This is a genomic window from Pseudomonas vranovensis DSM 16006, assembly GCF_000425805.1.
In the GTDB taxonomy this organism is placed as follows: domain Bacteria; phylum Pseudomonadota; class Gammaproteobacteria; order Pseudomonadales; family Pseudomonadaceae; genus Aquipseudomonas; species Aquipseudomonas vranovensis.
Window position 1 is genome coordinate 108330 of sequence record NZ_AUED01000001.1, and the last position, 15818, is coordinate 124147.

The 15818-nt window shown below is 59.3% G+C and carries 16 protein-coding genes and 2 pseudogenes; 11 read left to right on the forward strand and 7 right to left on the reverse strand.

The window, feature by feature from the left end; genetic code table 11:
- The first annotated feature begins 29 nt into the window (after positions 1–29).
- Complete coding sequence (locus H621_RS0100505; RefSeq protein ID WP_028941493.1) at positions 30–584, forward strand: YdeI/OmpD-associated family protein; 555 nt, start codon at positions 30–32, stop codon at positions 582–584.
- Positions 585–1004: 420 nt separating this feature from the next.
- On the opposite strand, the gene H621_RS26725 is transcribed toward H621_RS0100505, so the two are convergent.
- Positions 1005–1346 (reverse strand): DUF3077 domain-containing protein, encoded by a 342-nt coding sequence (locus tag H621_RS26725; RefSeq protein ID WP_051270348.1) that lies wholly within the window; start codon positions 1344–1346, stop codon positions 1005–1007.
- Between the two features lie 496 nt (positions 1347–1842).
- On the opposite strand from H621_RS26725, the gene H621_RS0100515 reads away from it, so the two are divergent.
- On the forward strand, positions 1843–2136 hold the full coding sequence (locus H621_RS0100515; RefSeq protein ID WP_028941494.1) for a chorismate mutase: 294 nt from the start codon (positions 1843–1845) through the stop codon (positions 2134–2136).
- Between the two features lie 60 nt (positions 2137–2196).
- On the opposite strand, the pseudogene H621_RS26730 reads toward H621_RS0100515, so the two are convergent.
- The 3 genes and pseudogenes from H621_RS26730 to H621_RS0100530 form a co-directional block, all read right to left on the reverse strand.
- Positions 2197–2813: pseudogene (locus H621_RS26730) on the reverse strand (LysE family translocator).
- Positions 2814–3046: 233 nt separating this feature from the next.
- Positions 3047–3763, reverse strand: coding sequence for a murein L,D-transpeptidase catalytic domain family protein (locus H621_RS0100525; protein WP_028941495.1), 717 nt, complete (start codon positions 3761–3763; stop codon positions 3047–3049).
- A gap of 96 nt (positions 3764–3859) precedes the next feature.
- On the reverse strand, positions 3860–4894 hold the full coding sequence (locus tag H621_RS0100530; RefSeq protein WP_028941496.1) for a L,D-transpeptidase: 1035 nt from the start codon (positions 4892–4894) through the stop codon (positions 3860–3862).
- A 208-nt stretch (positions 4895–5102) separates the two neighbouring features.
- Here H621_RS0100530 and H621_RS27850 point away from each other — a divergent pair.
- The 4 genes and pseudogenes from H621_RS27850 to H621_RS0100545 form a co-directional block, all read left to right on the forward strand.
- Positions 5103–5399: pseudogene (locus H621_RS27850) on the forward strand (GFA family protein); the annotation flags it as partial.
- 81 nt (positions 5400–5480) lie between these two features.
- Positions 5481–5930: a GNAT family N-acetyltransferase gene (locus H621_RS0100535; protein ID WP_028941497.1), complete on the forward strand. Its 450-nt coding sequence runs from the start codon at positions 5481–5483 to the stop codon at positions 5928–5930.
- Positions 5931–6194: 264 nt separating this feature from the next.
- The gene (locus H621_RS0100540; RefSeq protein WP_028941498.1) at positions 6195–6896 is read left to right on the forward strand and encodes a helix-turn-helix transcriptional regulator; all 702 of its coding nucleotides are present in this window, start codon (positions 6195–6197) and stop codon (positions 6894–6896) included.
- A gap of 5 nt (positions 6897–6901) precedes the next feature.
- Positions 6902–7687, forward strand: a complete 786-nt coding sequence (locus H621_RS0100545; protein ID WP_028941499.1) for a PhzF family phenazine biosynthesis protein — start codon at positions 6902–6904, stop codon at positions 7685–7687.
- Between the two features lie 278 nt (positions 7688–7965).
- On the opposite strand, the gene H621_RS0100550 is transcribed toward H621_RS0100545, so the two are convergent.
- On the reverse strand, positions 7966–8514 hold the full coding sequence (locus H621_RS0100550) for a hypothetical protein (protein ID WP_028941500.1): 549 nt from the start codon (positions 8512–8514) through the stop codon (positions 7966–7968).
- A gap of 44 nt (positions 8515–8558) precedes the next feature.
- Positions 8559–8924: a hypothetical protein gene (locus H621_RS0100555; protein ID WP_028941501.1), complete on the reverse strand. Its 366-nt coding sequence runs from the start codon at positions 8922–8924 to the stop codon at positions 8559–8561.
- A 100-nt stretch (positions 8925–9024) separates the two neighbouring features.
- Between H621_RS0100555 and H621_RS0100560 the strand changes: the two genes are divergently transcribed.
- The 3 genes from H621_RS0100560 (at position 9025) to H621_RS0100570 (ending at position 11594) form a co-directional block, all read left to right on the forward strand.
- Positions 9025–10101, forward strand: a complete 1077-nt coding sequence (locus H621_RS0100560; RefSeq protein ID WP_028941502.1) for a helix-turn-helix transcriptional regulator — start codon at positions 9025–9027, stop codon at positions 10099–10101.
- 94 nt (positions 10102–10195) lie between these two features.
- Positions 10196–10735, forward strand: coding sequence for a nuclear transport factor 2 family protein (locus H621_RS26735; protein ID WP_051270350.1), 540 nt, complete (start codon positions 10196–10198; stop codon positions 10733–10735).
- Positions 10728–11594 (forward strand): SDR family NAD(P)-dependent oxidoreductase, encoded by an 867-nt coding sequence (locus H621_RS0100570; RefSeq protein WP_028941503.1) that lies wholly within the window; start codon positions 10728–10730, stop codon positions 11592–11594. Before H621_RS26735 ends, H621_RS0100570 begins: the two co-directional genes overlap by 8 nt.
- A 79-nt stretch (positions 11595–11673) precedes the next feature.
- Here H621_RS0100570 and H621_RS0100575 read toward each other — a convergent pair whose 3' ends face one another.
- Positions 11674–12390 (reverse strand): TorF family putative porin, encoded by a 717-nt coding sequence (locus H621_RS0100575; RefSeq protein ID WP_028941504.1) that lies wholly within the window; start codon positions 12388–12390, stop codon positions 11674–11676.
- A gap of 202 nt (positions 12391–12592) precedes the next feature.
- On the opposite strand from H621_RS0100575, the gene H621_RS0100580 reads away from it, so the two are divergent.
- Positions 12593–13501 carry an alpha/beta hydrolase gene (locus tag H621_RS0100580; protein WP_209420920.1) on the forward strand — a complete coding sequence of 303 codons (909 nt, stop codon included), beginning with the start codon at positions 12593–12595 and terminating at the stop codon, positions 13499–13501.
- A gap of 98 nt (positions 13502–13599) precedes the next feature.
- A complete protein-coding gene (locus H621_RS0100585) occupies positions 13600–15804 on the forward strand; it encodes an OsmC domain/YcaO domain-containing protein (RefSeq protein ID WP_028941506.1) in 2205 nt (734 codons plus the stop codon).
- The last annotated feature ends 14 nt before the right edge of the window (positions 15805–15818 follow it).

A 15818-nucleotide genomic window follows, 5' to 3' on the forward strand; every position in this document is an offset into this window, starting at 1 on the left:
AGATAGGTGAATTAGTTGGAGGCGTAGCAATGACAACAATCGACGCGAAATCCCGATTCGAGGCAAAGCTTCTTCGTCCGGCACAGCCTGGCAATGATACGTCGTGGGCGTTCGTCGTACTGCCTAGAGACGCGAGTGAACAGCTTCCGAGGCGAGGAAGGACGACGGTCGAAGGCACAATCAATGGTCATCCTTTCCAGGCAACCCTTGAGCCAGATGGCCAGCGGAGCCATTGGCTGCAGGTTGGCAGCGCGTTACTCGAAGCCGCAGGCGCGGCCGTTGGGGATATCGTTACACTCGAGCTAGCCCCTGTGAAGAAGGAACCCGAGCCTGACATCCCAACGGACTTTCAAGAGGCTTTGGCCGCCACGCCCGAGGCTCGTGAAGTCTGGAACAATACGACGACCATCGCACGCGTCGACTGGATTCACTGGATTACTTCAGCCAAGCAACTCAAGACGCGCGCAAAACGAATTGGTGATGCCTGCGAAATGCTTGCAGCCGGCAAGAAGCAGGTTTGTTGTTTCGACCCGTCCGGCTACTACAGCAAGGCGTTCCGTGCGCCCGAGGTCGATGATTTTTAAAGGGTGCACGCCGTTCAATGCGGCTGACAATGGGTTCAATGCGTTCATCGGGGGCGGCTACGGACTGCCGGTGTAGCCGCTGGCGCCAGCCTGCGATCGGCCGTGTAGCGGTCGTATTCCAGGCAACAGCGGATTTGCTGGATGTATTGGCCTCTCGCGGGACAAGTCGAGACTTCGCACCGCCTCCCACCTGGCGACTGCTGCGCAGTCGATCGCAGCCTCGTTCCTCGGCAGCGGCTACGGACTGCCGGTGTAGCCGCTGGCGCCAGCCTGCGATCGGCCGCGCAGCGGTCGTGGTTCAAATCACCACCGTGCCGAAACTGCTGCGCCGGGCTGAACTCGCTCCCGTTCGCCACCTTGCTGCGCCAATGCGCAGCGTGCGAAGGGCCGCATCGGCGGCCCCTGGTCAACCCGCAGTCACTACTTCACTGCAGCTTGAAAGGCTTCAACCGAGCGCTGCAGAACCGTTGACGTCGCCGCCCGTGCTTCTACTTCATCCAGCAACGTCTCGATCAGCGCCAGGCTCATTTCCAGCGTGTGCTGCGAACCCCAGAGCAGGTTACGGACCTGGGGGGCGACCAGTCCACAGGCCTGGGCGTTGGTCTGGTAGGCGCTCTTGATGCGGATGGAGGCGTGGATAAGGGCATCTTCGGACGAGACACCAGCAGGTACAGCGAACAGAGGTCCGTGGCTGCCGTTGCAGGAGCCGAAGGTGGTGGCGGTTTGCGTGGTGAGGGGAGGGTCAGGAACGGGTTTTGTCATTGTGGAGCTCCTTGGAGTAGTGGAGCCATTCACCGTTCGCTACCCAACAAATGGTGACGGCTGTACACAGGTTGGTAGACCGGGACTCCAAGAAACCCAGCGCGCACGAATGCGCCCTGCGCACAGCCGCCATGACACGAAACGACAGACACAAAAAAAGCGCCTATCGAGACGGATGGAGCGCTTGCACGCCGTGGAGATCGTCGGGCTACCAAACCCGGTCGCTGGATTTACAGCGACAGAGGGAAGGGCGCGGGGCTGGGGGTAGGATTCAAGAGCCAGCTGGATGTGTGTCAGGTAGCGGAGCGGTGTTTGCCCCGCGATGCGATGCATCGGTGAGAGTGCTCTCGCGGAGCGAGCCCGCTCTAGAGGGCTGTAAAATACGGCCGCTATCGACCCATAGCGGACGTCCCGCCTGAGGCTACAATACAGCGCCGCACTACCAGCAACTGCCTGTCCCAATCAATCGCAGGCATATGAAAAGGAAGTCAAGCAAATGGATATACGTTGCACCTCTCTGGACGAAGTCCGCCAAGGGATCGATGAAATCGACCGCAGCCTCGTTTCTCTTCTCGCCAAACGGGGAAGGCTCGTGACGCAAGCTGCGGCCTTCAAGAAAACCACCGATGATGTGCGTGCGCCTGCTCGGGTCGAGCAGGTGATAAGGAAGGTTCGTGAAATGGCTGACGAAACCGGTGCCTCGGCTGAAGTCGTGGAACAGGTCTACCGGGCGATGATCTCGGCCTTTATCGCTGAAGAACTGACCGCCCATGCGAAGTTGACCAACTAGCCTTCAGCATCTTGATGACAACGCGGGGCTCATGTGCAGCCCCGCCGCTTTCCTTACTCACTATCTCTGGCTTAATGCCGCAATCGAAACGCCAGAGGCGACAAAGGTGAGGCCTGCGCCCACATTTAGCCCATTCACCAACCGTTGTCGCTGGTACAGGTAGCGAGATAGCACCGTGGCGAAAACGCCCATCAAAGCAAACCCCACCGCTGTGTGTACAGCGAACCAAACGCCGTAAACCATCATCTGCACGCTAACCGATCCACGTGCCGGATCGACGAACTGGGGAATGAATGCCAGCACAAACAAGCCTGGCTTCGGGTTGAGCGCAGCCGAAAGCAGCCCGGTCAGAAAAATGCTGGGCAAAGATTGCCTCGATGCCGGTTGAAAACTGATCAGGCTGCGAGCACGCAAGACCTTGATGCCGAGCCAGAGCAGATAGCCGGCACCCATGAGTTTGATCACCCAGAATGCAAGCACCGAGGTTTACATTAGAAGGGTCAACCCTAACGAAGCGGCTGCGACGTGAATAGAATGCCTGCGCCTGAAGCCATCCCTGATACCGCCGCTGCGACTTTTCCCTGGTCGAGACCACGGCCGATGGCCAACAAGTTGTCAGGGCCCGGCGCCAGAACTAACAGCACGCAGGCGGCGGTGTAGGCGAACCACACATTCATGGGAAACACGGCGCTCTCCTTAAGCCTGATGAAAAATCCATCCTGAGGGTCGGATGTGCCAATAGTGAGGGGGACGCTCAAGGAGCTGATGAGTTTGGCCCTGCTTACTTACCCAAGCCAGGCCCGAACGCAATGTCCGCTATGGGTCGAAAGCGGCCGCTCCCGATGGCAGCTCCCAACCCTAAGCTGTCTTCGGTGACTGGCAGAAACCGGTCGTAAGTAAGGGCGAGCACCTACTTGCTGGCGAGCGATTGATTAGCCAGCGGACAGCTCTGGGTATTAAGGAAGCGCGATTTTTTCAGCCAGTCTTGCTGCGGGTAATAGGCGAACACATAGCTGCCGCGTTGCAGCGTATCGATCAGCTTGCCGGCAATTGCCGGGCGAACGGCAGGACATCCCTGGCTGCGACCGAGGCGACCGAGGCCGGGAACGACCTTGGGGTCGGCATAGGCGGCGGCATGCATGACAATCGCCCGCGACATGCTGTTGTCGTTGAACCCCGGCTCCAACCCCTGAAGGCGGAGCGAGCGGCCGTGCTTGCCGCTATAGGTCTGCCCGGTCTCATACAGGCCGATGGAGGATTGGTAGCTGTTCGGGGTGTTGGAGAACGTTGTCGGCACATCAGCGCCGCTGTTCTTGCCATGGGCAACCCACTCCTCGAACAGCAGTTTCCTGGCGCGCAAGTCGAACACCCACAGACGCTTGTCACGCGAGGCCTTGGAGTAATCGATCACCGTCAGCAACTTGTCCGCGTCGCTGTGACTGGCGCAGGTATAGGCGGTGAGTGCCAGGGCGAGGGTCGAGAGGTTGGCGCTCGGCGCCAATTGCTTCAGCTCGGTGGCGCTAGGCATGGATTGCGCATGGGCGGTATGACAGGTGCTGAGGAAAAACAGGCCAATACTGGCCGCTGAGAGCCGTATAGCTCCCCGCACGGGTTTGAAGATCGACATGGATTACCCTGTTAAAGACTTGCCTGCAATTGAAAGCAGGCTTGTCATACGGAAACCAAAGAGCACTACTTTGCTTGATTTTTAGTGGGTTTCCGATCATTTCTTGACCAATGGCTTAAGATCTTCGTGGTCTTCGGTGCTGATGACCGTGAATTTCCCTTCGCTGCGGGTTTCCCGGGTGGACGCCCAATCGGTGATCACCAACATCGTGCCGACGTCCATCGCCGCGAGTAAATGACCACGAAATTCCGGGCTCAGGTTCAATTGCCCCAGCTGTTCATAGGGTGTATCGCCGTACTCCGGGTTGCTCAGGCCTACCACCGACCAGCGTAAGGGCAGCGCGGCATCCAGCGCCAAGACGGATGGCTTTTGCAGCAGGGAATACACCGCCATTCCACTGCGATGCTGACCGGTTGCCTGCGACAGTGCTGGTGCCGAGCCGATCAACTGGCCACCCCGATACACGTAGGCGCGCAGGTCGGCGCGACTGATCAGGATCGACAGTGGCCCTGCGGTCGGATCTGGATCGTTCCAGAACTGTTGGTTGCTCAATACCAGCGGGCCTTGGGCTTTGCCTTCGCTGACCGTAGGTGCCAGTACGCCAGGGTGGTAGACCTCCACCGGGGCACTATGGGTATCGGAAACAATGACTGTGGTCGAACTGAAACCGGTGACTTCATACAGCTTCTTGGCAAACTCCATCGGCAAGCGCACGCAACCATGCGAGGCGGGGTATCCCGGCAGATGGCCCGCGTGCAAAGCAATGCCGTCCCACGTCAGTCGCTCCATGTAGGGCATCGGGGCGCTGTTGTAGAGGCTGGATTTATGCTCGACCTTTTTCTGCAGAATGCTGAAGACCCCGGTGGGGGTTTCCCGGCCTGCCTTGCCACTGCTCACGGTACTGACCCCAATGGCGATCCCATTGCGATAGACGTAGGCACGTTGCTCGGTGAGGCTGACCACTACGGTCACTGGTCCCACCGGCGAGACCTGTGGGTACCAGAGAAACTGACCCGGCTTGAGACTTTCGAGCTGGCTTTTGAGCTCGACCGGGGTGGGCACCTGCAGCGGAGCCGCTTCGACCAGCACAGCGGCAAGCAACAGGCCCATTCCTAGCGGTATACGCAACATCGAATCCATCCTCATAGCGTCATGTCGCCAGCTTAATCGGAACATTCGTCATCGAGCAAATACGTAGAACCCGGCCCCCGGTGCTCCCATCTTAGTCCGTGCGCGCGTGGCGCTTGCGGTATTCCGCCGGTGTCACTCCGATGTGCCGGACAAACGCGCGATGCAAGGTGCCCCGTAACCCCCGTCGAGGGTTGGGGCGCTAACCGGCAGCCGGTGTCGCAAAGGGCACGGGGCGATGCTCGCGTCTTATGGCAGCGTTCCTCGCAGCGCGCTTCGCATACTAGCGGGTTCCACCTGCATCAAAGCCGATGCCCCATCAGAGACGGTCGTGCACGAGTTCTGCGTGGAGTGTGGTTCGACCTTGTTCTGGTCACGAACACAAGGGGCGTTTGCCGACTGGGTTTCGATAGCCTTGGGCACGCTCGACACTCCCTTCATAGCGGATAAGCAAAAATATGTTCATGCTGATGCCGCAGTCCATGGGTACACGCCAGCAGGCGACTGAAAGCATTTGCTCGAACAGACCGCTGACCCCTAGTTGTCTTGGAGAAGAGTGACTCATACATTTCAATCACGGAAGATGGCCATGCAGATACGCAAAATGACGCACGCCGACTTGCCCAGCGCCAATGCCCTTTGCCTGGAGTCGTTCACGCTAGCGGTTGCGCCTTCGCTGTCGGCGCAGGGCGTGGAGACTTTCGCCAAGGTGGCCGCACAGCAGGCGTTTGCCGAGCGAATGATGGGTGACAACCTGATGCTGGTGTGTGTCGCAGACGGAGCCCTGACGGGGCTGATTGAGCTCAAGGAAGGGCGCCATGTGGCGATGCTGTTCGTTGCGCCTGGCTGGCAGCGTCGCGGCGTCGGGAAGCGTCTGGTGAATGCGGCGCTGGAGCAGGCCAGAGCCCATGTGGTGACGGTCAGGGCGTCGCTGCCCTCAGTGCCCGCTTATGAACGTTACGGGTTTGCGATGGCGGGGGAGGTGGGTGAGTTTTCCGGGCTGGTCTATCAACCGATGGAGAAGCGGCTGACTGATTGAGGGGCTGGCATCGCGACAGATCGATATCCGCTTCTGGCCGGTTTCTGCCTGCCCTCGAAGGCTGCAATTGGCCGTAAGCTGCCCTGCGCGAAGGGCAGCTATGGGTCGAAAGCGGCCGCTCCCGATTGTCAGCTCCCGACCCAAAGCTGCCTGTCAGGAAAACGAGCCGGACGATTCGGAAATTCTACTAATTCAACAAAAAATTGATAATTAAACTTATTGTTGATATTTTCTCGGCCTTCGATAAATCACTTGCAGGCACCAATGACGGTTTCTGAAGTATCACCAACCGAGCGGGAGCTGATTCTTAATGTGCTTCACAGCACCCTCAAAATGCTCAGTAATGCGGTAGGCCTTCATACGGAGATCGTGTTACATGACCTGGCCAACCCGGCGCGATCCATCCTTGCCATCGCCAATGGTCATGTCACTGGCAGAAAGGTGGGCGGGTCAGTATTGGGCGGCCCACGCCAGGACTTAGGGTTCATCGCCGTCAGGCGCGCCATGGAAGATCACTCAAGCTCTGATCCCATAATGGTGGAGAACTATTCGACACTCGCGCCTGACGGCCGTCTGCTCCGCAGTTCCACCGTGGTATATCGCGACAGCAGCGGGCAACCTTTCGCCAGTCTGTGTATCAATGCAGACTTGAGCGGTGTTGCCGCCGCCCACGCTATTCTTGCTGGAATTCTAGGCCTGGAAGGCGCGCCTGAATCGCGCGCCGATGAGCCGAGAGATATGGAGCAGTTGATGGCGGAAATCATTCAGGTCGCTTGTCCCGGCGGTGTGGCAGGGATGAAAAAACCTCAGAAAGTTGAGGCTGTGCGGCAAATGCAAGATCGCGGGATATTCATCGTCAAAGGCGGGATTGAAAAAGCCGCTGCCGCGCTCGGAGTAACCCGATACACCATCTACAACTACCTGGAGCAGATCCGGGCTACAGAAAACGCAAGCGGGCAGGAATGATCAAAATGCAACTCGATATTTTCCAGGTAGACGCTTTTTCTTCTGAGACTTTCGGCGGCAACCCGGCGGCGGTTTGTCCGCTGCAGGCTTGGTTGCCTGATGCGACGCTGCAACAAATCGCTGCAGAGAACAACCTGTCCGAGACTGCCTATGTTGTGCGTAACGGTGAGGTGTTCGAGTTGCGCTGGTTTACTCCCACGGTGGAAGTCGACCTGTGTGGCCATGCCACCTTGGCAGCTGCCTGGGTGCTGTTTGAACAGCTTGGTGAAAACCGCGACATACTGCGCTTTTCAACTCGCAGTGGTGAATTGCGGGTACGCCGTGAAGGCGGACGCCTGGCCATGGACTTCCCGGCCAAGCAGCCTGAACTCGTAGCTGTCCCGCCAGGACTTTTGCAAGCCTTGGGCCTGGAACGGATCGATGCGCTTTATCGCACAGATGATTACGTGGTAGTGGTCGAGGAGGAAGCCATCCTCGCCGGCCTCAATCCCGACTTTGCTGCGCTGGCCGCGTTCGACGTGCGCGGTGTCGCGGTTACTGCGCCGAGTCGTCACTTCGACTTTGTTTCTCGCTGGTTCGGCCCTCGGGTGGGTGTGAATGAAGACCCGGTCACCGGCTCGGCCCACACCTCCCTGGCGCCCTATTGGGCCAAGCGCTTAGGCAAGCGCAGCCTGAGTGCAGAACAAGGTGGGGCGCGCAAGGGTCAGCTGCACTGTGAAGTCCTGGACAGCGACCGAGTCATTATCAGCGGCCACGGTGCGCTGTACTTACGCGGTACTATCTTTATCTGAGGCCAATTCATTCAGGCGGACTTGCTTAACAGATGAATGGGGGCCACTGCGACGCTCATTCTTCTGCGACCACACTCTCGAACGTAAATTTTGTAAAAGGACTCGGCTGAGTCGCACTCACTAATGAATTGATTTCGCTTTTGAATGTCCACTTTTGGCCGATAGCTGCCATTCACCAACGGCAGCTTCGCGTCGATACCGGTCATATTTCGCCGCTGTGGAGTCAACCTGGCAGGCTCCGGAGCGGCCAAGTACAAAGCCTGTACCATTCACCGCTGCTAGTCGCGCGTCTGCCAGAGTATGAAATCCACTTTCTTGAGATCGCTCAGCTTGTCGTGCGCAGGTACCAGTGCGTTGAACTGTGTGATCCAGCTGATGCCTTCATCGGATGGCAGGAAGTTCTGGTACCAATTCTCGATGTCCGCGTAGCGTTTCTTGGCGTCTTCAACCTTGGTCTTGGAGTGGTAGGCGGGCGCCGTCTGGTTGACGTTGCGCAGCACATGAATGTCCCAGACAGGCTTGTCAGGCCGCAGCGTCGCGACCAGTTTGCTGGAAAATGAGGGTTCGTAGCGTTCAGTGGCCGCGTACAAATGGTCGAGAATCTCAGCAAACGTAGGCTTCGAGCCTTTCAACTGCTCCATGAGGCTGTAGTAGGTGTCGTACCAGGAGGGCGTGCGCCGTTGAACCCGGTAGAACCCGTTGTATGCGCGGCGAAAAACGGCATCCGTCGAGACGTTCACCTTGTCTACTTGCTCCATCAGGGCCAGATACTTCTGAATGCCCGGCTTGGCGTTGATAATCGCCGACTTCACATCTTTCGTTGCCATGGTTTCTACTTCCATTCGATTGAGCCGCGCAGGGGCGCTCGATATTAACCGTTGTTCTGACGCGCTCGCGCTTTGGCGATCATGGCATCGAGTTGACTGATCATGTCGTCCACGTCGATCTCATGAAACGCCTCACACGACGCCGCGATAATCTGCTCCGCAAATTGCGGGCTGTACTCCAGCGGGGTATAGCCTGGATCGTTCTTGTCGATCGCGGTGTACATCCACTGGCCTTCAACCTCGTGACCACATAGCCGGTCTTCTTCCTGCAACCCCACTAAGACCGACTGAAGCGCAGCCTCCGTCAGCTGAGGTGATTGCTGCATGACCTGCTGGCGAAGTTCAGCAGCGCCGATACCCCCCATCGCGCGCTGAACAATCAGCGCTTTCAACAGCGTGATGTCGCTCATGGTGTGTGTCCCTCGTCTGCTGCGTTAACCGCATGATTGCCTTGCCAACGAGGACCATCCTGAACTCCAATAGGGACACTTCTTGTCCTGAATTAAAAAAATGATCAATCGTGCTCACCGTCGTGATTATTTGCGACAAATCCTCCATGCCGCCGGTGAACCCGTTTCCACCGCAGACGTTCACAAGAAGCTGGTCCTCTGGGTCGAGCGTCATGGTGATGACGGTGATATCCATCACGAAAAGACCACCATTCGTGACCTGAAGGTGCTGAAAGGGCTGAAATACGTTCAATCCGAAAGGAGCAAGGAGGACCGGCGGGAGTTGCTCTGGAAAGCGGTTGGCCGAAGCCACTCGCTTGTCCTTTCACCCTCGGACGCAATGTCGCTCACGGCCATTTTCCAGCACGCCGAACGCTTCGGCCTGCAGTCAGCTACCCATGAGCTCGAAGGCCTGCGGGACTACGCTGACCTAGTGATGCAGGATGGTGCCAGGCGCAAGCTCGACTTCAGCAAACGCATTACTTCCGGCACCCGGTTTACGGTACTGCAGCCGGGCAAGCACAACGCCGAACACCTCAAGCGTCTGCAGGAGGCCATCCTTGAGGACAGGCCCCTGGAGGTTTGGTATCGGCCTCGCGATGCCGAAGGTGTCGAGTGCATCTACCAACTCAAGCCACTGGGTTTGTCGCACCAGGACTCCAATATCTATCTCTCTGCTTTTGTCGCCGAAGAAAACTGGCTGGGCAAGGCGCCCGATGCTGGCGTGCCGCGAGGCAAGTACAGCAGCAACGGGCCCAATACACTGTGTGCGTTGATGCTTCATCGAATCACCAAGGTCGAGCCGGGCAAGCGCACTATCCAAGACCCGGAGGGTTACGATATTCATTCGGACGAAGCCCAGAAAGACCTCGTGACCCTGCACACGCCTCCCCAGTTAACGCGCCTTCGTCTAAGGGACAACCTGTACAACCGGCTTTCAGAAAATCCGCTTGATAAAGACCAGACCCTGGCCCCCTGCGCAGACAGGTGGTTGCTGACCTGCACGATTCGCGACTCGCAGGGCCTGCGACTGTTCCTGATGGCCAATGCTGCGGATATCGAAGTGCTGGAGCCCAAGGCCCTCAGGGATCATGTCCACCAGATGCTGGCTGCTGCGCTGAGCGCCTACGAGCGCTGAGACGCCACATCGTCTGTTTGGATTACTGCTCGGTGTGGCGGTGCTTGTACCTTGTTGCCCAGGCTCACGAACCGGCACGACCCGAGGAGATGGCATGACCCCCACCGATGAACTGGAATCGCGTTTGCGCTTGCTCGAAGACGCCGAGGCGATTCGCCGGCTTAAAGCGCGCTATCTGGCCTGTTGCGACCTCAAGGATGCGCAGGGTATGCGCGACTGCTTCGCGTCAGGCCCGGTGCGCATCGACTATGGCCGGATCGGTGCGTTCGAGGACCGCGATCAGCTGGTGGCGATTTTCGAGGCGCTTGGCTGCCACCCGCACGTCGTCGAGATGCATCACGGCGTCAACCCGCAGATCGATGTCCTTGATCACGCACAAGCCCGCGGCACCTGGGGCCTGCATTACCAGATGATCGACACGCGCTCGCGCGTCATCACGCAACTCGGTGCGTACTACGAGGATGAGTACCGCAAGATCGACGGCCAGTGGAAGATCTCTGCCACGCGCTGCGTTGTAACGTCCACCCTGGAGGCGAGCTACGAGGACACGGCGCCCGGTGTGCGCTTTGCCGGGGTTCAGCCAATCGCGGTGCCGGTCATTCAGTCCGCAGCACAGGCGTTCGCCAATGAATAACGCTCACAGCAATCGGGTCGCGGTGGTGACAGGCGCGTCGCGCGGTGCCGGCAAAGGCATTGCACTGGCGCTCGGCGCGGAAGGCGCGACGGTTTATGTGACCGGCCGCTCGCAGAACGAGGGCGACGCGCCGTTGCCAGGTACGATCCACGCGACCGCGCGCGAGATCGACGCGTTGGGCGGCAAAGGCATCGCCGTCGCCTGTGATCACGCCGATGACGAGCAGGTGCGGAGTCTGTTTGAACGGGTCGAACGCGAAAGCGGGCGGCTCGATATCCTGGTCAATAACGCGACCTTTCTGCACGATCAACTGATTGAGCCTGGCCCGTTCTGGGAGAAGTCGCTCGATCTTGTCAACATCCTTGATGTCGGCTTGCGCTCGGCCTATGTGGCGAGCTGGCATGCGGCTGCGCTGATGGCTAAGCGGCGGGGCGGGCTGATCGCGTTTACCTCGTCATTCGGCTCGAACTGCTATATGCACGGTGCTGCATATGGCGCGCAGAAGGCCGGTGTCGACAAGTTCGCCAAGGACATGGCCGTGGATCTTCGCCCCTATGACGTTGCGGTGGTGTCCATCTGGATGGGCCCGCTGCGCACGGAGCGCACGACACGCGCATTGGAAGACCACCCGGAGCGCTACGAGGACTTCTCGTTTGTGCTGGAAAGCCCGGCGTTCACCGGCAAGGTCATTCACGCGTTGTATTGCGATTCGAACCGCATGACGCAATCCGGGCAGGTGCTGATCGGCGCAGAAGCGGCGCTGGCGTATGGCATTGTCGATCTGGACGGCACGCAGCCGCCCTCGTACCGCGAGGTGCTGGGTGGCCCGGTGCAGGCGCATCCGGCGATTGTCGAGTAGCGGCACGACGGGCCACTGTGGTGGCCGTGGGTACAGCACATCAAGTAAAACTTGATCCCGCGAGAGCAGCTCCTGTCCCTCAGAAGAAGCTGCGTTGCGCCTTGAACGTCACCATGCTGTCGCAGTACGTATTCATTCCCGAATACGCATCACATCCCCCGCCACTGAGGTTGGAATTGCTGTAGATCAGATCCAGGTCCATGCCGAACCACGGCCGCGACAGCTTCAGTGACCAGTCATTGAAGCTGTTCACCTGACCGCCGTTGCTCAGGGCATACGGTGTGCCCAACTGGTGATAGGCAAGCTTGAGGGTCAGGCCCACATCCACCATGGGCAACTGGCCGAAGTCGGCGAACAGAGTGCCGGTGCGGTTGGCGGGCTTGTCGTTGAAGGCGCCGCCCAGGCGGCTGCCCAGCCAGGTCAGGCCACCATACAAGGCATAGCTGTCGCGGTCCGCGAGGGTCGGGTGGCTGTAGTGGATCAGCCCCACTTCATAACCCAGGCTGTCGTCGAAGCGTTGTTTGTAGCCGAAGTAGCTGTCCAGCTGCAGGGAAGAGGTGGGCGTCAGGCCCATGCTCGGTGCGTACTGGCCGATGTACCAGCCGTCGGCGTGGGTCAGGTCGACACCCCCGTGAAAGGCGCCGATGGCGCCTGGCGAAATCAGCCCCTGGGCCATGGTGCGCGAGGCGCTGGTGCCCAGCTTGAAGTCGAAATCGCCCAGTTGGCGCTGGATCTGCTGGGCCATCAGCGCAGGGCTGAGCAACAACACCGTGGCCAGCAGAAGGAACCTGGTCATGGTCACCGTCCTGGAAAGCGTGTTCTAGAGGGGCAGAGGATACCCGTGCCGGCAGCCTGGGGAAACCTTGGAGGGGCGCATCGGCGTTGAAGGACTGTGGCAGACTGCGGGGTCCAATCATTGCCGCGCACTCGGACCGTGCGCACAACCATGAGGATTCAAGACTTTGAGCCGGGCAAGGATGTCGATCACAGCGCTCTTGATGGTGTTTTCCATTCACTCGATGGCTGAGCAGGTGTTGCAGATTCCCGGGCCTGAGGGGCCATTGCAGGGCACCCTGGTCAGTGGGGCTGAGCCCTCGGCCCCCATGGTGCTGATAATCCCCGGCTCCGGTCCGACCAACCGAGACGGCAACAGCCCGCTGGGTATCCGTGCAGCGCCCTATCGACTGCTCGCGCAGGAACTCGCAGCACGCGACATCCATTCCGTACGTATCGACAAGCGCGGGATGTTTGGCAGCCGGGCTGCGATCACCGATCCGGATCAGGTACGGATGCAGGACTATGCCTACGACGTAGGTGCCTGGGTCGAGTACCTCGCTGATCGCGGCAGCCAGCGTTGCATCTGGCTGCTGGGCCACAGCGAAGGTGGCCTGGTCGCACTGCAGACGGCGCAACACAGCACGCGCCTGTGCGGCCTGATTCTGGTCGCTACACCAGGCAGGCCATTGGCCTCGGTATTGCGCGATCAGCTCGAAAGCAACCCCGCCAACCAGCCGTTGATGCCCGAGGCACTGAACATCATCAGCGCGCTTGAGCAGGGCAAGACGGTGGCCGAGGTCTCCGCGCCGCTGGAACCATTGTTTCGACCGCAGGTGCAGGGATACCTGATCAGCATTTTCCAGGTCGATCCCGTGCAACTCATCAAGAACGTCAATGGACCGGTGCTGATCCTTCAAGGTACTGACGACCTGCAGGTACACACCGAGGATGCCCGAGCGCTGTCAAAGGCAAAGCCAGACGCCATCGTGAAGGTGCTTCCCCGCGTCAATCATGTCCTCAAGGAAGTGCCCGAGGGCGACACCCAAGCCAACCTGCGTTCTTACGCGCAGCGCGATCTACCCCTTGCACAAGGCGTGGTCGAGGCAATAGTCGCTGTCGTGAAGCCGTAGCCCGGGACCGGTCAGCGGCCATCGCTCGAAAGCGCGGGACTTCAGGGTGAAAAACCGGATAATGGCGGCCAAATTGTTTTGCTCGATGGTAATCCCGCATGGAAATCAAGGTTAACTTTCTCGACAACCTTCGACTTGAAGCCAAGTTCGATGACTTCACGGTGGTGGCCGATCAGCCCATTCGCTACAAGGGTGATGGTTCTGCCCCGGGTCCATTCGACTACTTCCTGGCTTCGTCGGCCCTGTGCGCGGCTTACTTCGTCAAGCTCTACTGCCAGACGCGTGACATCCCCACCGACAATATCCGCCTGTCGCAGAACAACATTGTCGACCCGGAAAACCGCTACAACCAGATCTTCAAGATCCAGGTCGAGCTGCCGGCGGATATCTCCGAAAAAGACCGCCAGGGCATCCTGCGCTCCATCGATCGTTGCACGGTAAAGAAAGTGGTGCAGACCGGGCCGGAGTTTGTCATCGAGGAAGTGGAAAACCTCGATGCCAACGCCCAGGCATTGCTGATGGTCAATCCGGATTCGGACGCCAGCACCTACATCGCCGGCAAGGACCTGCCCCTGGAGCAGACCATCGCCAACATGTCCGGGATCCTGGCGGGCCTGGGCATGAAGATCGAGATCGCGTCGTGGCGCAATATCGTTCCCAACGTATGGTCGCTGCATATCCGCGATGCACAATCGCCGATGTGCTTCACCAACGGCAAGGGTGCCACCAAGGAAAGCGCCCTGGCCTCGGCGCTGGGCGAGTTCATCGAGCGGCTGAACTGCAACTTCTTCTACAACGACCAGTTCTGGGGCGAAGAAATTGCCAACGCGCCGTTCGTGCATTACCCCGACGAGCGCTGGTTCAAACCGGGCCGCAAAGACGCGCTACCGGCTGGCCTGCTCGACGCCTACTGCCTGGAGATCTACAACCCCGATGGCGAGCTGCGCGGCTCGCACCTGTACGACACCAACTCCGGCAACGAGGAACGCGGTATCTGCTCGCTGCCGTTTGTACGTCAGTCGGACGGCGAGGTGGTGTACTTCCCCTCCAACCTGATCGAAAACCTCTACCTGAGCAACGGCATGAGCGCCGGCAACACCTTGGCCGAGGCCCAGGTACAGTGCCTGTCGGAGATCTTCGAACGCGCGGTCAAGCGTGAAATCCTCGAAGGCGAAATTGCTCTGCCGGATGTGCCGCAGGAGGTCCTGGCCAAGTACCCCGGTATTCTGGCCGGTATCCAGGGGCTGGAAGAACAGGGCTTCCCGGTCCTGGTCAAGGATGCCTCGCTGGGCGGGGAATTCCCGGTCATGTGCGTCACCCTGATGAACCCGCGCACCGGCGGTGTGTTCGCCTCCTTTGGTGCGCACCCAAGCCTTGAGGTGGCGCTGGAGCGCAGCCTGACCGAGTTGCTCCAGGGTCGCAGCTTCGAGGGCCTGAACGATTTGCCTCAGCCGACCTTTGAAAGCCATGCGTTGACCGAGCCGAACAACTTTGTCGAGCACTTCATCGACTCCAGCGGTGTGGTGTCGTGGCGCTTCTTCAGTGCCAAGGCCGATTTCGAATTTGTCGAGTGGGACTTCTCCGGGCAGGGCGAGCACGCCAACGCCGAGGAGGCCGCCACCTTGTTCGGCATTCTCGAAGGCATGGACAAGCAAGTGTACATGGCGGTGTACGAGCACCTGGGCGCAACGGCCTGTCGCATCCTGGTACCGGGTTACTCGGAGATCTACCCGGTGGACGACCTGATCTGGGACAACACCAACAAGGCACTGTTCTTCCGCGCCGATATCCTCAACCTGCACAGCCTGGACGAAGACGACCTGCAGGCACTGCTCGATCGCCTGATCGAGAGCGAGCTCGATGACTACACCGATATCTCTACCTTGATCGGCATCGAATTCGACGAAAACACGGCCTGGGGCCAGTTGACCATCCTTGAGCTGAAACTGCTGATCCACCTCGCGTTGCAGCAATTCGACGAGGCCAAGGAGTTGGTGGAAACCTTCTTGCAGTTCAACGACAACACCGTTGAGCGCGGGTTGTTCTACCAGGCCTTGAACGTGGCGCTTGAGGTGGAACTCGATGACGAGTTGGAGATGGCCGACTACGAGGTCAACTTCCGCCGCATGTTCGGTAATCCGCGCATGGATGCGGTGACAGGGTCGGTGGACGGCAGCGTGCGCTTCTTCGGCCTGACGCCGACGAGCATGAAGCTTGAAGGGCTCGACAAGCACCTGCGGCTGATCGAAAGCTACAAAAAGCTGCACAGTGCGCGGGCCAAGGTGGCCGCGTTGTCCAGCTGAATGGCGGTAAGCAA